This is a genomic window from Allomesorhizobium aridi, from assembly GCF_043769475.1.
GTDB lineage: Bacteria > Pseudomonadota > Alphaproteobacteria > Rhizobiales > Rhizobiaceae > Allomesorhizobium.
Genome location: NZ_CP171729.1, coordinates 4,936,649 through 4,952,431 on the forward strand (window position 1 = coordinate 4,936,649; position 15,783 = coordinate 4,952,431).

Below are 15,783 nucleotides of genomic sequence, written 5' to 3' on the forward strand. Positions count from 1 at the left end.
CAGGGAAAGATCAAGAATGCAGGAAGCCGAAATCGGCCTGATCGGCCTGGGCGTCATGGGCTCCAACCTGGCGCTCAACATTGCCGAGAAAGGCCACCGCATTGCGGTTTTCAACCGCACGACAGCCAGGACCGAGGCGTTTGCCGCTTCCGCCGGCGGCCTGCGCGGGAGGATCGTGCCGTGTGCGACGATGGAGGAACTGGCCGCGGCGATCCAGCCGCCGCGCCCCGTCATCATCATGGTCCAGGCCGGCAAGCCGGTCGACGAGCAGATTGCCTTGCTGCGCGGAGTGCTGTCGGCCGGCGACATCATAATCGACGCCGGCAACGCCAATTTCCGCGACACAGTCCGGCGCTTTGCCGAGCTTGAAAGCTCCGGCCTTACCTTCATAGGCATGGGCGTTTCGGGCGGCGAGGAGGGCGCGCGCCACGGCCCGTCCATCATGGTCGGCGGCACGCGTGAATCCTATGTTCGTGTGGAAAGCATACTGACCGGGATTTCGGCCAAATTCGAAGGCGAGCCCTGCACGGCCTGGCTGGGCGAAGGCGGGGCGGGGCACTTCGTCAAGACGATCCACAACGGCATCGAATATGCCGACATGCAGATGATCGCCGAAATCTACGGCATCCTGCGCGACGGCCTCGGCATGGGCGCCAAGGAGATCGGCGCGGTGTTCGCGGGCTGGAACCGCGGCAGGCTCAACTCCTATCTGATCGAGATCACGGCGGAGGTGCTTGCCGCCGACGATCCGCAAACCGGGTCGCCGATGGTCGATATCATTCTCGACCGCGCCGGCCAGAAGGGTACCGGCAAGTGGTCCGTCATCGAAGCGCAGACGCTCGGCGTGTCGGCGACCGCGATCGAGGCCGCCGTTTCGGCGCGCATTCTCTCCTCGATCAAGAACGAGCGGGAGGCGGCGGAGAAGGTTTATGGCACAGGCGGCTTCTCGGGCTTTGCCGGCGAGCGCGAAACGGTGCTGCGCGACCTCGAACTGGCGCTGTTTGCCGGCAAGATCGCCGCCTATGCGCAAGGGTTTGCGGTGATGGACGCCGCCTCACGCGAATTCGGCTGGAACCTGCCGCTGCCGACAATCGCCAAGATATGGCGGGCCGGCTGCATCATCCGCTCCCAGTTTCTGGGCACCATCGCCGAGGCTTTCGATGGCGGGCCGGTCTCCAATCTCCTGATGGCGCCGGCCTTCATCGGCATGATGAAGGAGGCGCACCCGTCGCTGCGGCGTATCGTGGCGCGAGCGTCAGAAGTCGGCCTGCCGATGCCGGCCCTGTCGTCGGCTCTCGCCTATTTCGACCTTTATCGCCAGGGCCGCGGCACCTCGAACCTGATCCAGGCGCAGCGCGACTTCTTCGGCGCGCACGGTTTCGAGCGCATCGATGCGCAAGGCGCGCATCACGGCCCCTGGGGCAGCGGCGGCTAAACATCATTCCGGGTGCTTTCTCGTCAGGGGACGCTGAGGCCCTGAATCGGTCTAGTCTTTTGTATAGTCAGGCCCAAAACGGGTCGGCAGGTTGTCGGCGAGTTTCAACCAAGGGAGCTTCTCCTCAAAAGCGACATGCAGCGTAGGTGCAAATTTTTCTGGCTCCTCCATCGCTGCCGAAAAAAAATGCATGACACCAGACATTTTCTTTGAGCGGAAGGACAGCGGCGTGCCACAGTGATCGCAAAATGTTCTTTCCACACCGGGAGAAGAGTTGAATACTTTCGGTAGCTTGCCCAGCCATCGCCATTGGCCGTTCAAGACGCCAATATAGGTGGTCATCGGCGCAGAACATTGCCGCCGACAACTTTCACAGTGACAGACCACGCAGGCCTGTGCCGGGCCATCGACCTCAAAAGCAATAGCGCCACATAAGCAATGACCACGCATGCAAGTTCTCCTTGAGTCAACAAGGACAGCTTCATGCCTGGGCGTGAGGGAGGCGCCATGAAATGCGCCGAGCTGGCGCCCAATTCCGACATTCGGCGCTAGCGATTGTCCTCGCGTGCGCGGCGTTGCCTCCAAGCTGCCTTCACTACCGCCTTTGCGGCATATTGAATGTTAGTAGAGTTTCTCCGCCGGGCCGCTGGCGCCAAAGCCCGTCATACCGACGAAAGTGCCAGCGGCGCCTTCTTGTCGAGCCCGGCCTTGGCGGTCATCAGATCGTCGCTTCGCTTTTATGAGTCCGCGGCCTAGGTTGAGAACTCATACAATCGACTGATTTCCATTGGTATTCTTCGCCTTCAATGAGTCGCTGGAGGCAGGACTGATGTCGAAGAGCTTATTTTGGTTGTCGGATGAGGCGTGGAGGGCGATGGAACCGCATCTTCCTCGCGGCAAAGCGGGGAAACCTCGGGTTGATGACCGCAGGGTGATTTCGGGCATCCTGCATGTTCTCAAGACCGGCTGCCGCTGGCGCGACGTGCCTACGGCTTATGGTCCGCCAACCACAATCTACAATCGCTACAACAGGTGGTCGCAGCGCCGTATCTGGCAGCGTATCTTCGAGAAGATGGCGGCTGCCGGGCCCGTTCCGGATGAGCTGTCCATCGATAGCAGCCACGTCAAGGCGCATCGCTCTGCGGCAGGCTCAAAAAGGGGGAATTCTCGGAAGCGATTGGCCGCTCGCGTGGTGGAAGAACGAGCAAAATCCATGCTTTGGCCGATGATCGCGGCCGACCGGTCGCCTTCGCGCTGACGCCGGGCAACATCGCCGACATCACCATGGCCATTCCCTTGATCGGCATGGTGGCCAAGCCCAAAAGGCTACTGGCCGACAAAGCCTATGATGCCGACAGTCTGCGCAATTGGCTGAAACGGGCCAGGATCAAGGCAATCATTCCATCAACCGCCGCACGGCGCACGCCCTATCCGCTCGATCACAAGGCATATCGCCGACGAAACCTTATCGAGCGCATGTTCTGTAAGCTGAAAAACTGGCGCCGCATCGCAACACGATACGATCGCCATGCACAGAACTACCTCTCAGCCCTCGCTCTCGCTGCAATCATTTCAGCCTGGATCTGAATGAGTCCTCAACCTAGCTTGGCTGGTTAGCCGCCCCGGCGCTGGATTCGACCGCCGCAGGCGCGCTCAGGCTTTGCAGCGACCGCGGATCCTCCCCGTTGATCCAGCCCAGCACGGAACGCGCGAGTACGCGGCCTGCAAGCCGGAAATCCTCGTGGACGACATAGAGTTCCGGCCGGAACAGATGCAGGATTTTCGACGACTGCTTGGACACCACGTCGACGTCGCGCCCCAGCGTCAGCCCCGCGTCTTCGATGCCGGCGACAAGCGCCAGCGTTGCCGCGGCCGCGCTGCTGACGAAGCCGTCCGGCCGGTTTTCGCGGCGCATAAGCTGCGCGGTGCGGCTGCGGATCTGATCGAGCGAATGATCGATTGAAACCGTGTTGAACGGGATTTCGCTGGCCCCTGTCTCCGACAGCGCATCGGAAAACCCGTCCAGAGTATGTTGATGGTAGGTCAGGCCCTGTGGCGGGGTAAGAAGGGCGAGCCTGCGCCGGCCGAGGCTCGCCAGCCGGCGGACTGCGTCGGCCGCGAAGGCATAGTTGTCGAAATCGTGGAACGGGTGCGCGAGGCCGGTTGCGGTGCGGCCGTGCGTCGCGAACGGGATATTGTGCTCGATCATGTAGCGCACACGCGGGTCGTCCGGCTCCGTGCGCGAGATGATGATGCCGTCGGCGGAACCAGTCTCGACGACATAGCGGACCGGATCCATCGGATCCTGGACATGCGAATAGGGCGTCACGATCAGGTGGTACGGCGTGGCGGCCAGCGCTTCGGAGACACCGTAGATGATGTCCGATACGAAGCTCATGATCTGCTCGTCGGTGTCGAGCACCAGGCTGATGACGTTCGTCTTGCCGGTCCTGAGGCGCACGCCAGCCCGGTTCGGGCGGTAGCCGACCTGGCGCGCGACGAGTTGCACGCGCCGCCGGGTCTCCTCGCCGATCTCGGGTGCGTCCTTGAGCGCACGCGAAACGGTGGTGACGCCCAGCCCAGTCATGAAGGCGATCGTCTTCAGGGTCGGCCGGCCGGCCTCTTCAGCCCGCGATGTCTCTTCGTTCGGCTTGTCCATTGCCTCGCCTGTTCAGCCGTCCGGAAAAACAATACGGCGCCACCCGCTCGCACATTGGACCTGAAAAACCAAGCCTGCAAGCATCTGAAACGTTACAGAATGTGAAGCGATTATTCCAGAGGATGGAGCGGCCTTTGCCGAAACGCCGACGACGTCGAAGCTGGACGGGTCGGATAGTGCAGCGCAAAAAGAAACGGAATCAGCAGCTTGGCCGGCGGAAATAGCCGACTAAGTTGCATTGCAGCACGGAAAATTGCGCGGCAAAGGAGCCCAGAAACCTCTCTCCGTTTAATTCGCGACTCGAAAAAAATGCGCACAGGTGCCGGTTTGGGATTGCGGAGTCCTGCCAATTCCAATATCAAAAAATCTGTAACGTTTCAGATTCTGGGAGGAAGCCAAATGCGTTATCAGTTTATGACCGCCGCGTTCGCGGCGACAGTCGCACTTCAGTTTACCGCCCCGGCCGCGGCCGTGGACCTCGAGGTCACCCATTGGTGGACCTCCGGCGGTGAGGCGGCCGCCGTTGGCGAATTCGCCAAGGCGTTTGATGCCACCGGCAACAAATGGGTCGACGGCGCGATTGCCGGCGGCGGCAACACGGCTCGTCCGGTCATGATCAGCCGCATCACCGGCGGCGACCCGATGGCCGCCACCCAGTTCAACCATGGCCGCCAGGCGGAGGAACTCGTCGAGGCGGGCCTGATGCGCGACCTCACCGAGCTCGCCACCAAGGAGAAGTGGGCGGAGATCGTCCGGCCGAAAAGCCTGCTCGACGGCTGCACGCTCGACGGCAAGATCTACTGCGCGCCGATCAATATCCACTCCTGGCAGTGGCTGTGGCTGTCCAACAAGGCCTTCGAGGAAGCCGGCGTGCCGGTGCCGAAGAACTGGGATGAATTCGTCGCGGCCGCGCCGGCGCTCGAAAAAGCCGGCAAGATCCCGCTCGCCATTGGTGGCCAGCCCTGGCAGAACTCCGGCGCCTTCAACGTGCTGATACCGGCGATCGCCGGCAAGGATGTCTTCCTGAAGGTTTACCAGGACAAGGACGAAACAGTGGCCGCCGGCCCCGAGATCGCCAAGGTGTTCAAGGCCGCCGACGACGCGCGCAAGATGGCCGCGAAGTCGAATGTGCAGGACTGGAACCAGGCCACTAACCTCGTGATTACCGGCCAAGCCGGCGGTCAGATCATGGGCGACTGGGCGCAGGGCGAGTTCCAGGTCGCCGGCCAAGTGGCCGGCAAGGACTACACCTGCCTGCCGGGACTCGGCGTCAACGAGCTCATCTCGACGGACGGCGATGCTTTCTACTTCCCGAAACTCGACGATCCGGAACAGTCCAAGGCCCAGGAGGTGCTTGCCTCGACCATGCTCAACCCGAAAACGCAGGTTGCCTTCAACCTGAAGAAGGGCTCGGTGCCGGTGCGCGCCGACGTTGACCTCACGGCCGCCAACGACTGCATGAAGAAGGGTCTCGACATCCTCGCCAAGGGCAACGTCATCCCCGCTGTCAACCAGTTGAACACCGAGGACACCAACAATCAGCTAAACGATCTGTTCGTCGAATTCTTCAAGACGCCATCGATGACGCCGGAAGACGCGCAGAAACGCTACGCCGATATCATCGCAGCCGCCGAATAAAGGTCAGCCAGGGGCCCGACCCCGCCTGGCGGGGTCGGCTCTTGCGCGTCAGGAAAGCCGCATGACGACCAGACAAAACGGCCGCCCGAGCCAGCTTTTCAGGAATCTGAACGCCAAGATCGCTTCGATTCCTATGGTCCTCACCGCGCTCGTCGTCTTTCTCGGCGGCACCGCATGGACCGTTCTCTACTCCTTCACCAGTTCGAAGCTGCTGCCGCGCCTGAATTTCGTCGGGCTCGATCAGTATGAGCGCCTGTGGGCGGCGCCGCGCTGGATGACAGCGATCGAAAACCTGGCGATTTACGGCTGTCTGTCGCTCATTTTTTCGCTGGTGATAGGCTTTCTGCTGGCCGCGCTCCTCGATCAGAAGATCCGTTTCGAGGACACGTTCCGCACGATCTTCCTCTATCCCTTCGCGCTGTCCTTCATCGTCACCGGCCTTATCTGGCAGTGGCTGCTCAATCCTGATTTCGGCTTCCAGGCCGTGGTCCGCGGGCTTGGCTGGGAAAGCTTCGCGTTCAATCCGCTCTACAATGCCGATATCGTCATCTACGGCATCCTGATCGCCGGGTTGTGGCAGGGCACCGGCCTCGTCATGTGCCTGATGCTTGCCGGCCTGCGCGGTATCGACGAGGATATCTGGAAGGCCGCGCGGGTGGACGGCATCCCGATGTGGAAGACCTACCTGTACATCGTCATCCCGATGATGCGGCCGGTCTTCATCACCACGCTGGTGATCATCGCGTCAGGCATCGTCCGCGTCTACGACCTTGTCGTCGCACAGACCAGCGGCGGGCCGGGGATCGCATCCGAGGTGCCGGCAAAGTACGTCTATGATTACATGTTCGCAGCCCAGAACCTTGGCCAGGGTTTCGCCGCTTCGACCATGATGTTGCTGACCGTGGCGATCGTGATCGTGCCCTGGGCGTATTTCGAGTTCGGGAGGCGCCGGCATGTCTGATCACGCTGCCCTCAATGTTGCCGCGGCCGGGTTCGACGCCGTCGCCAAGGAAGTCTCCGGTCCACGCGGTGCGAAACCGCGCCGCATTCTTTCGCGCCGAAACATCTTTCTCTATGGCACGCTGATCCTGATCGCGGTCTATTACCTGCTGCCGCTCTACGTGATGTTCGTGACGTCGCTCAAGGGCATGCCGGAAATCCGGCTCGGCAACATTTTTGCGCCGCCGGTCGAGATCACCTTCGAGCCCTGGGTCAAGGCCTGGGCCACCGCCTGCACGGGTTTGAATTGCGACGGCCTTTCGCGCGGCTTCTGGAACTCCGTGCGCATAACAGTGCCGTCGGTGATCCTCTCGATCGTCATCGCTTCGGTGAACGGCTACGCGCTCGCCAACTGGCGCTTCAAGGGCGCAGACATCTTCTTCATCATCCTGATCGTCGGCGCCTTTATCCCCTATCAGGTGATGATCTATCCGATCGTCATCATCCTGCGCGAGATGGGGCTGTACGGCAGCCTGTGGGGTCTCGTCATCGTGCATTCGATCTTCGGCATGCCGATCCTGACGCTGCTCTTCCGCAACTATTTCACCTCGGTGCCGGAAGAACTGTTCAAGGCGGCGCGCGTCGACGGCGCGGGCTTCTGGGCGATCTATTTCAAGATCATGCTGCCGATGGCGCTGCCGATCTTCGTCGTCGCCATCATCCTGCAGGTGACCGGTATCTGGAACGATTTCCTTTTCGGGGTGATCTACACCAAGCCCGAATTCTATCCGATGACCGTTCAGCTCAACAACATCGTCAACTCCGTGCAGGGGGTGAAGGAATACAATGTCAACATGGCCGCGACCATCCTGACGGGCCTCGTGCCGCTCATCGTCTACTTCGCGTCCGGCAGACTTTTCGTGCGCGGCATCGCCGCGGGCGCGGTGAAAGGCTAGCAGTATATGACCAGCGTTTCCGTCAAGGACCTGTCGCTCAATTTCGGCCACATCTCGGTACTGAAGGACCTGAACCTCGACATAGCGGAGGGCGAGTTCCTGGTGCTGCTCGGGCCTTCGGGCTGCGGCAAGTCGACCCTGCTCAACTGCATCGCCGGCCTGCTCGACATCTCCGACGGGCAGATATTCATCAAGGGCAAGAACGTCACCTGGGAAGAGCCCAAGGACCGCGGCATCGGCATGGTGTTCCAGTCCTACGCGCTCTATCCGCAGATGACGGTGAGGGCAACCTGACCTTCGGTCTGAAGAATGCAGGCGTCGCCAAGGACGAGATCGAACGGCGCGTCGCGCGCACGGCCGACATCCTGCAGATCCAACCGCTGCTCGAACGAAAACCGTCGCAGCTCTCCGGCGGCCAGCGCCAGCGCGTCGCCATCGGCCGGGCTCTAGTGCGCGACGTTGACGTATTCCTGTTCGACGAGCCGCTGTCCAACCTCGACGCCAAGCTGCGTTCGGAACTGCGCGTCGAGATCAAGCGGCTGCACCAGAAGCTAGCCAACACCATGATCTACGTCACCCACGACCAGATCGAAGCCCTGACGCTGGCCGACCGCATCGCGGTCATGAAGGGCGGGCTGATCCAGCAGCTCGACACGCCGCATGCGATCTACAACCACCCGGTCAACCGCTTCGTCGCCGGCTTCATCGGCTCGCCGGGCATGAACTTTCTCGAGGGCCAACTGGAGACCGGAGCGGGCGCCGTCGTCAAGATCGGCAATTTGTCGGTGCCGGCCGACCGCTATACTTTCAATGGAAGCGGCCAGCACGCCGGGCCGGCGGTACTCGGCATCCGGCCAGAACACATCGCCTTTGGCGACAGCGCCGGCGCGATGCCGTTTTCCCACGAGGTCGACGTCGAGATCGTCGAGCCGATGGGATCTGACACGCTGGTCTGGACAAGGCTCGACGGCCAGAACCTCTCGTTCCGCGTCGAGGCTGAACGGCCGCTGCGAACCGGCGACCGCGTCAGGATCGGCTTCGATCCCGCGCGCGCCTCGCTGTTCGACAGCGCCACGGGCAACCGCATCTGACATTCACCCCAAAACCAAAGCAGCACACGGAAAGCCAAAATGGACTGGTCATTTCAACTCTACAGCGCGCGCAATTTCCAACCTTGGAGCGGGGTTCTCAAGACTCTGGCCGAACTCGGCTACAGGCACGTCGAAGGCTTCGGAGGCGTCTATGACGACCCGGCCGGGCTGCGCGCCGAACTCGACCAAAACGGGCTGACCATGCCCAGCGGCCACTTCTCCATCGACATGCTGGAGAATGATTTCGACGGCGCGGTGGCGCTCGCCCAGACACTGGGCATGGATATCATGGCGTGTCCCTATCTGATCGCCGATCAGCGGCCTTCGGACGCGGCCGGCTGGCAGGCGTTCGGCAGGCGCCTCGGGGCCGTCGGCAAGAAGGCAACCAAGGCGGGCTTCCAGTTCGCCTGGCACAATCATGATTTCGAATTCGCGCCGCTGGCCGACGGAAGCATTCCGCAGCAGCACATACTCGACGCCGCGCCTGATATCGGCTGGGAGATGGACGTGGCCTGGGTCATTCGCGGCGGCGCCGATCCATACGAATGGATCGACCGCTACGCGTCGCGGATCGTAGCCGTGCACGTCAAGGACATCGCGCCAAATGGAGAGGCCGCCGACGAAGACGGCTGGGCCGATGTCGGTCACGGCACAGCCGGCTGGCGCAACCTGATGGCGGCATTGCGAAGCAAGACCAAGGCTACGGTCTATGCCATGGAACACGACAATCCGAGCGACTTCCGGCGCTTTGCCAAGCGCTCGATCGACGCTGCAAAGACATTCTAGGAGCATTCGGAAATGGCAAGAAAACTGGGGGTCGGGGTCATAGGCTGCGGAAACATTTCCAAGGCCTATTTTTCCCTCGCGCCATTGTTCAAGGGCGTCGAGATGCGTGCCTGCGCCGATATCAATCAGGAATCGGCCAAGGCACGCGCCAAGGAATTCGGCGTGCGCATGGAAACGGTGGACGGGCTCTTGAAATCGGACGATGTCGATATCGTCGTCAATCTCACTATTCCCGCGGCGCATTACGACGTGTCGAAGCAGATTCTCGACGCAGGCAAGCACGTCTATTCCGAAAAGCCTTTCGTGCTTTCGGTCAAGGACGGACTGGATTTGAAGAAGCGCGCCGAGAAGAAGAACCTCCGCATCGGCTCGGCTCCGGACACCTTTTTCGGCGGATCGCACCAACTCGCGCGAAGCCTCGTCGATTCCGGAAAGCTCGGGAAGATCACCAGCGGCACCTGTCACGTGATGAGCCACGGCATGGAGCACTGGCACCCCAATCCGGACTTCTTCTTTGTCGAAGGCGGTGGGCCTATCCTCGATCTCGGGCCGTATTACATCTCAAACCTGATCCAACTCATCGGCCCGGTGAAACGGGTCGCGGCACTGACCTCCATTCCCGCCACCGAGCGCACGATTACTTCGAAGCCGCGGGCCGGCGAGAAAATTCCAGTCACCACGCCGACGACAATTCACGCCCTGATGGAGTTTGCCTCCGGCGCTGCAATAACCTTCAACGCCAGCTGGGACGTCTGGCTGCACGGCCACTCGCCGATGGAACTGTATGGGGAACTGGGCACCATGCACGTGCCTGATCCGAATTTCTTCGGCGGCGACGTGCGCTTCAGCAAAGGTGCGAAACCGGTCCAGAAATTGCCGAAGTGGGAGCATCCGTTCGGCGTACCGAACCAGATGCACTCGATGGGCATGATGGCGAACTACCGGACGGTCGGCTTGGCCGACATGGCCATCGCCGTCATGGAAGGCCGGCCGCATCGCTGCTCGCTGGACGCCGCCCTGCACGCCATCGATGTAATGACCGGCATCCTGAAATCGGGGGAAACAGGAAAATTCGTCGAGATGCAGACGAGTTGCGAACGCCCGGCTGCGGTCGGCATAAAGGAAGCGAAGGCGCTTCTCGCCAAGCCGAAATAGCGCTATCGGAGGGGGCGCAAACGCGCTCCCTCCCCGCTATTTACCGAGGACACAACCATGACATGGCATCCCGCCGAAAACCGCTATGAGACCATGCGCTACAATCGCTGTGGCCGGTCGGGACTGAAGCTGCCGGCGATCTCGCTCGGCCTATGGCACAATTTCGGCGGCGACACGCCGCACCGGACGAAGCAGGCGATCTGCCGCAAGGCCTTCGACCTCGGCATCACCCATTTCGACCTCGCCAACAATTACGGCCCGCCTCCGGGCTCGGCCGAGACCGCCTTCGGTGAAATACTGCGCACTGATTTTGCCGGCTATCGAGACGAGATGATCATCTCCACCAAGGCCGGCTACGACATGTGGCCGGGTCCCTACGGGGAATGGGGCAGCCGCAAATATTTGCTCGCGAGTCTCGATCAGAGCCTGAAGCGAATGGGCCTCGACTATGTCGATATCTTTTATTCGCACCGTTTCGATCCCGAGACGCCGCTGGAAGAAACCATGATGGCGCTGGACCGGGCGGTCCGGTCCGGCAGGGCGCTCTATGCCGGCATCTCATCCTACAATTCGCAGCGCACGCGCGAAGCGGCCGCGATATTGCGCGATCTCGGCACCCCCCTGCTGATCCACCAGCCCAGCTATTCCATGCTCAATCGCTGGGTCGAGGATGACGGGCTGCTCGACACGCTGGACGGGCTCGGCGTCGGGTCGATCGTGTTCTCGCCGCTGGCGCAGGGCATGCTGACGTCCAAATATCTCGACGGCGTTCCGCAGGAAAGCCGCGCTGCGCAGGGCAAATCGCTCAGGCAGGCCTTCCTCAACGACCAGACGCTCGCCAATGTCCGCGCGCTCGACGCCATCGCCAGCCGGCGTGGCCAGACGCTGGCCCAGATGGCACTGGCCTGGGTGCTGCGCAGGGGCCGCGTCACCTCCGCGCTGATCGGCGCCAGCCGCCCCGAGCAGATCGACGATTGCGTCGGCGCGCTCAAGGCTCCGGATTTCAGCGATGCCGAACTCGTCGAGATCGATCAGCACGCGCGCGACGCCAACATAAATCTCTGGGCAAAATCAGCCGAGCGGGAAGGACCGCCCCGGAAATAGCGCGGGCTGCCTTGCAGCCTGCCGCCGTGCGTCAGGCGGGAAAGCGCCGCCTGTAATGCTCGACCGCCTCGGGATTGCGCAGATTGACGGGCAAAAGCCCGCCGAGCACCCGGATCGCTTCGTCGGCCGCGCCGACGCCCATGTGCATCATGCTTTCCTCGGTGAGGCCGGCCTGATGCGGCGTCACGATCACATTGTCGAAGGAAAAATACGGGTGGTCGGGCGGCAGTGGCTGTTGGGCGAACACGTCCAGCGCCGCGCCGCCGATTTGTCTGCCGGCAAGCGCCCTGAGAAGCGCGGTGTCGTCGATGACAGGGCCGCGCGCAACATTGACGAGCAATGCGTCCGGCTTCATCTGCGCGATGCGATCCTCGCTGATCAATCCGGTCGTTTCGAGAGTCAGCGGGCAGCAAAGCACGATGATGTCGCTTTGCCGGACCAGATCGTCGACGGGGGCGAAAGCCACGTTTTCGGGCAGGTTTCTCCGGTCGCGGGTGTTGCCGATCACCTCCAGGCCAAAGCCGAAGCGTGCGATCCGCGCGACTTCCTTGCCGACATTGCCCATGCCTATGATGCCCATGGTACGGCCGGCAAGTTCATGCCCCGAATTGGCGTGGTCCCGCCCGGCGGACCAGCCTTTTGCCCGCAGGTCGCGGTCCATGGCGCGAAACCGCCGAAGCAGGGCCAGCGTCACCAGAAAAACGTGCTCGGCGACGGAACGCGCATTGACGCCCGGCACATTGGCGACCAGCACGCCCGCTTTGGTAGCGGCCTCGATGGGGATCATGTCGAACCCCGCGCCGTGCCGGATCGCCGCGCGCAGCCTCGGCGTATGTTCGAACAATTCGGGCGGCAGCGGCGCGCGCACGACGACGATCTCGGCGTCCGCCGCTTCCCGTACAAGCGTCGCGGCGTCCAACGCCGAAGCGACGACGAACTCGCCGGCATTCGCCAGCAAGGCGGTCGCCCGCGGATGCAACTCGTGCGTTGAGAAAATCACGGCCACAGGCTTATGCCGGTTCCTTCGTCGGGTCGGGCTGTTCGGCTCCCATACCGCTGATCAGGCCCTTCCAGTAGCTCTCCGCGCCCTGCAGGTGGGCGCTCATCAGCGCCTGCGCCAGGTTTCCGTCGCGCCTGAGCAGCGCGTCGAAAATCTGCAAGTGCTCGGCATGCGATCTGTGCCCACGCGCCGGATCATTGAAATAGATCGGCAATCTCTGCTCGCCCATGACGTAGTAGACGCTGCAGACTTTGTGGAAGACGCTGTTCTTGGTCGCGCGCACGATCTCAAGGTGAAAGTCGCGGTCCTCCTTGGCAAGACCCTCGCCTGCGGCGAGCCGCTCCTCGGAGGCGCGCAGGATTTCGCGCAGACGCTCATAGTTCTCCTCGGTCGCCCTGCTGCAGGCGAGCTCCGCCGCCTTGATCTCGTGGATCTTGCGCAGCTCCACCGTCTCGTAGATCTGGATCGGATCGAGCGGCAGGCCCGCCTTGGCAAACAGCGCCATGGCCTCGACGCTTGCCTGGCGCGTCGTCAGGTAGATGCCGGATTTGGCGCGCCTTTCGACGATACGCATGGCCTCCAATATCGCCAGCGCTTCGCAGATCTGGCCGCGGCTCACCGAAAAATGGTCTGCGAGTTCCCGCTCCGAAGGGGTGCGTCCGGTCTCGGCCCTCGAGCAGGAGAACAGGTAGGCGGCCAGTTCGGCGAGCAGGTTCTTGTCTTTCATAACCGGGCATCCTGTGCATGAGCCTGCAGGAACCCTTCGCGAATGGTGAATCCCAACCCCGGCGAATCCGGAATGGCGATCATGCCGTCCTGCGGACGAACCGTCTCCTCGATCAGGTCGTGAATCATCGGATTGGCGCCGAGCGAATATTCGATGGTGAAGCTGGCGGGCGACGCGGCGCAGACATGCAGTCCGGCGAAGAAGCACGGCGCGCCGGCCCAGAGATGCGGCGCCAGGCGCAGATTGAAGGCGCTGGCGATCGTCCCGATCTTCATCGCCTCGCTTATGCCCCCGCAGAAGGCCGGGTCGGGCTGGAAGACGTCGGCCGCCTTCATGACAGCCAGGTCGCGGAATGCGTAGCGCGTTGCCTCGCTTTCCCCGGTGGCGACTGGAACGCTGGAGGCGGCGCGTACCTCCGCCATGCCGGCCTTGTCGTCGGCGATCACCGGCTCCTCGAACCAGGCCAGATCGCAGTCCGACACCAGTTGGATGAAGCGCTTTGCCTCGGCGACCGTGTAGGTGCCGTGGGCGTCGACCATAAGCTCGATCTCCGGTCCGAGCGCGGCTCGGGCGGCGCGCACCCGTGCGGCCGACACTTGCGGCGCGCCGTCCATCGCGCCGACACGCATCTTGACGGCCTTGAAGCCGGCCTCGTCGATATAGGACTGAAGCTGGTTGCCAATCGTTTCGGCGGGAGCCCAGCCGCCGGAAGCGTAAACCGGCATGCGATCCAGCTTGCGCCCGCCAAGCAATCGCCACACCGGCTGGCCGAGCGACTTGCCGAGAATGTCCCAGAGCGCGATGTCGACGGCGCTGATCGCAGCGATCGAGAGACCGCGCCGCGCGAGTTGCGGCATGGCATGACCCGACGCCGCCGCAGTCTCGTGGCGCGTGCCGTTGTAGAGCATCTCCCAGATGACGCCGATGTCGCCGGCGTGCCGCCCGATAAGCTGGGGACCAACCTCGTGGTTGAGCATATGGACGAGCGCGCCGTACGACCCGGCGCTGCCCGCGGCATTCTTGCCCTCGCCCCACCCGACCAGCCCGTCATCGGTTTCGATGCGCAGGATGGCGGCGTCGAACGTCCGCACCTGCCCGAAATCGCTCCGGTGCTGGCGGCTGGCTTCGATGGGTACCCTGACCCACCAGGCTTGGACCTGCTTGATGCGCATCCCGGATGCCGGACCCTTCGGCCTTACCTGATCAACGGCAGGATCGTTTCCGCCGTGATGCGCATCTGGTCGGTGTAGAACTCTTCCGTCAGCACGCTGGAGCCGTGGTCCTGGATGAACTTCAGCTGCTCGGGCGAGATGTCAACGGGATTCCGCTCGACCATGTCCGGGTAGCGGTTGGCCGGTGTACGATCGACCGGAGCGACGAATTCGTTGGTGAGGGCGCCGTCGTAGCCGACGTCCTTCAATACGCCGACGATCTTCTTCCAGTCGATCGTGCCGAGCCCGGCGGCAAAACGGTTGTTGTCGGCGATGTGGAAATCGTACAGCCGCTTGCCCGCCTTGCGGATGGCCTCCTCGACGTCGAACTCCTCCATGTGGAGGTGGTAGGCGTCGAGGCAGACGCCGCATTCAGGGCTGACCGCGTCGGCCAGCGCCAGCGCCTGTTCGCCACGGTTGAAGAGGTAGGTTTCGAAGCGGTTGAGCGGCTCGACCGCGACGCGCACGCCGACCTTTCTGGCATGGCCAAAACACTCGCGGGTGGCGTCCACCACCCACTTCCACTCTTCTTCCTCGGTGCCGTCGGGCACCACCTTGCCGACGGTGGCGGGCACGAGCGTGATGATCTCGCCGCCCAGTTCGCTCACCATGGTCAGCACGTCCTTGACATACTGCACCGAACGCTCGCGCTGGCCCTGATCCCTGGCGGCAAGGTTGCGCTCACCGAGCATCAGCGTGACTGCGCCCCAGCAGCGTATGCCGTGTTCCTTCAAAAGTTTGCGCGTCTCGGCCGGCTTGTACTGTTCGGGCTCGCCGGAAATCTCGATCGACTCGTAACCGAACTTCTTGATCCGCTTGAGTGTCACTTCCAGCGGTTCGGCTCGCATCCAGTTGTGCGTCGAAAGATGCATGGTAATTCTCCCAGAATTCGGCTGCCATCGCTTCACCTTGCGGTGAAAGCATGATTTCCTCCCCGAACGGCGCGCCAGCCGGTCAGACGAACTGGTTCTACCAATTGGGTATGCGGCGATATCTAACGTATTTCTAATGCTGCCGCAAGGAGAGCCAAAGCCGGCTGCTAGCCTATCATCAAGTGCCTGATAACAAAGGCAAAGAGTCCA

The 15,783-nt window shown here is 62.4% G+C and carries 14 protein-coding genes and 1 pseudogene; 9 read left to right on the plus strand and 6 right to left on the minus strand.

Going from position 1 to position 15,783, the window contains the following annotated elements:
* Positions 1-16: 16 nt before the first annotated feature.
* Positions 17-1,435, plus strand: coding sequence for an NADP-dependent phosphogluconate dehydrogenase (gene gndA / locus ACG873_RS26350; RefSeq protein WP_394888709.1), 1,419 nt, complete (start codon positions 17-19; stop codon positions 1,433-1,435).
* A 51-nt stretch (positions 1,436-1,486) separates the two neighbouring features.
* Here gndA and ACG873_RS26355 read toward each other — a convergent pair whose 3' ends face one another.
* Complete coding sequence (locus ACG873_RS26355; protein WP_394888710.1) at positions 1,487-1,777, minus strand: GFA family protein; 291 nt, start codon at positions 1,775-1,777, stop codon at positions 1,487-1,489.
* Between the two features lie 487 nt (positions 1,778-2,264).
* On the opposite strand from ACG873_RS26355, the gene ACG873_RS26360 reads away from it, so the two are divergent.
* Positions 2,265-3,022, plus strand: a protein-coding gene (locus tag ACG873_RS26360) for an IS5 family transposase (protein ID WP_394893710.1) whose coding sequence is annotated in 2 segments (ribosomal slippage) — positions 2,265-2,592 and positions 2,592-3,022 — 759 coding nt in all. Because the reading frame shifts where the segments join, the coding sequence is not laid out codon by codon here.
* Positions 3,023-3,035: 13 nt separating this feature from the next.
* On the opposite strand, the gene ACG873_RS26365 is transcribed toward ACG873_RS26360, so the two are convergent.
* Positions 3,036-4,094: a LacI family transcriptional regulator gene (locus tag ACG873_RS26365; RefSeq protein WP_394888711.1), complete on the minus strand. Its 1,059-nt coding sequence runs from the start codon at positions 4,092-4,094 to the stop codon at positions 3,036-3,038.
* A 399-nt stretch (positions 4,095-4,493) separates the two neighbouring features.
* Between ACG873_RS26365 and ACG873_RS26370 the strand changes: the two genes are divergently transcribed.
* From ACG873_RS26370 to mgrA, 7 genes and pseudogenes are all read left to right on the plus strand, one after another.
* The gene (locus ACG873_RS26370; RefSeq protein WP_394893712.1) at positions 4,494-5,732 is read left to right on the plus strand and encodes an ABC transporter substrate-binding protein; all 1,239 of its coding nucleotides are present in this window, start codon (positions 4,494-4,496) and stop codon (positions 5,730-5,732) included.
* A 61-nt stretch (positions 5,733-5,793) separates the two neighbouring features.
* A complete protein-coding gene (locus tag ACG873_RS26375) occupies positions 5,794-6,693 on the plus strand; it encodes a carbohydrate ABC transporter permease (protein WP_394888712.1) in 900 nt (299 codons plus the stop codon).
* On the plus strand, positions 6,686-7,627 hold the full coding sequence (locus ACG873_RS26380; RefSeq protein WP_394888713.1) for a carbohydrate ABC transporter permease: 942 nt from the start codon (positions 6,686-6,688) through the stop codon (positions 7,625-7,627). The genes ACG873_RS26375 and ACG873_RS26380 overlap by 8 nt, the downstream gene beginning before the upstream one ends.
* A 6-nt stretch (positions 7,628-7,633) precedes the next feature.
* A pseudogene (locus ACG873_RS26385) lies at positions 7,634-8,718 on the plus strand (ABC transporter ATP-binding protein).
* 39 nt (positions 8,719-8,757) lie between these two features.
* On the plus strand, positions 8,758-9,504 hold the full coding sequence (locus ACG873_RS26390) for a sugar phosphate isomerase/epimerase family protein (protein WP_394888714.1): 747 nt from the start codon (positions 8,758-8,760) through the stop codon (positions 9,502-9,504).
* Positions 9,505-9,516: 12 nt separating this feature from the next.
* On the plus strand, positions 9,517-10,659 hold the full coding sequence (locus tag ACG873_RS26395; RefSeq protein ID WP_394888715.1) for a Gfo/Idh/MocA family protein: 1,143 nt from the start codon (positions 9,517-9,519) through the stop codon (positions 10,657-10,659).
* A gap of 57 nt (positions 10,660-10,716) precedes the next feature.
* A complete protein-coding gene (gene mgrA / locus ACG873_RS26400) occupies positions 10,717-11,763 on the plus strand; it encodes an L-glyceraldehyde 3-phosphate reductase (protein ID WP_394888716.1) in 1,047 nt (348 codons plus the stop codon).
* Between the two features lie 31 nt (positions 11,764-11,794).
* On the opposite strand, the gene ACG873_RS26405 is transcribed toward mgrA, so the two are convergent.
* Genes ACG873_RS26405 through ACG873_RS26420 form a run of 4 tightly spaced genes read right to left on the minus strand, consistent with a single transcriptional unit; the run spans position 11,795 to position 15,573 of the window.
* Positions 11,795-12,769: a hydroxyacid dehydrogenase gene (locus ACG873_RS26405; protein ID WP_394888717.1), complete on the minus strand. Its 975-nt coding sequence runs from the start codon at positions 12,767-12,769 to the stop codon at positions 11,795-11,797.
* 4 nt (positions 12,770-12,773) lie between these two features.
* On the minus strand, positions 12,774-13,490 hold the full coding sequence (locus ACG873_RS26410) for a FadR/GntR family transcriptional regulator (protein WP_394888718.1): 717 nt from the start codon (positions 13,488-13,490) through the stop codon (positions 12,774-12,776).
* Positions 13,487-14,662, minus strand: coding sequence for a mandelate racemase/muconate lactonizing enzyme family protein (locus tag ACG873_RS26415; RefSeq protein WP_394888719.1), 1,176 nt, complete (start codon positions 14,660-14,662; stop codon positions 13,487-13,489). The genes ACG873_RS26410 and ACG873_RS26415 overlap by 4 nt, the downstream gene beginning before the upstream one ends.
* 23 nt (positions 14,663-14,685) lie before the next feature.
* Positions 14,686-15,573: a sugar phosphate isomerase/epimerase family protein gene (locus ACG873_RS26420; RefSeq protein ID WP_394888720.1), complete on the minus strand. Its 888-nt coding sequence runs from the start codon at positions 15,571-15,573 to the stop codon at positions 14,686-14,688.
* Between the last annotated feature and the right edge of the window lie 210 nt (positions 15,574-15,783).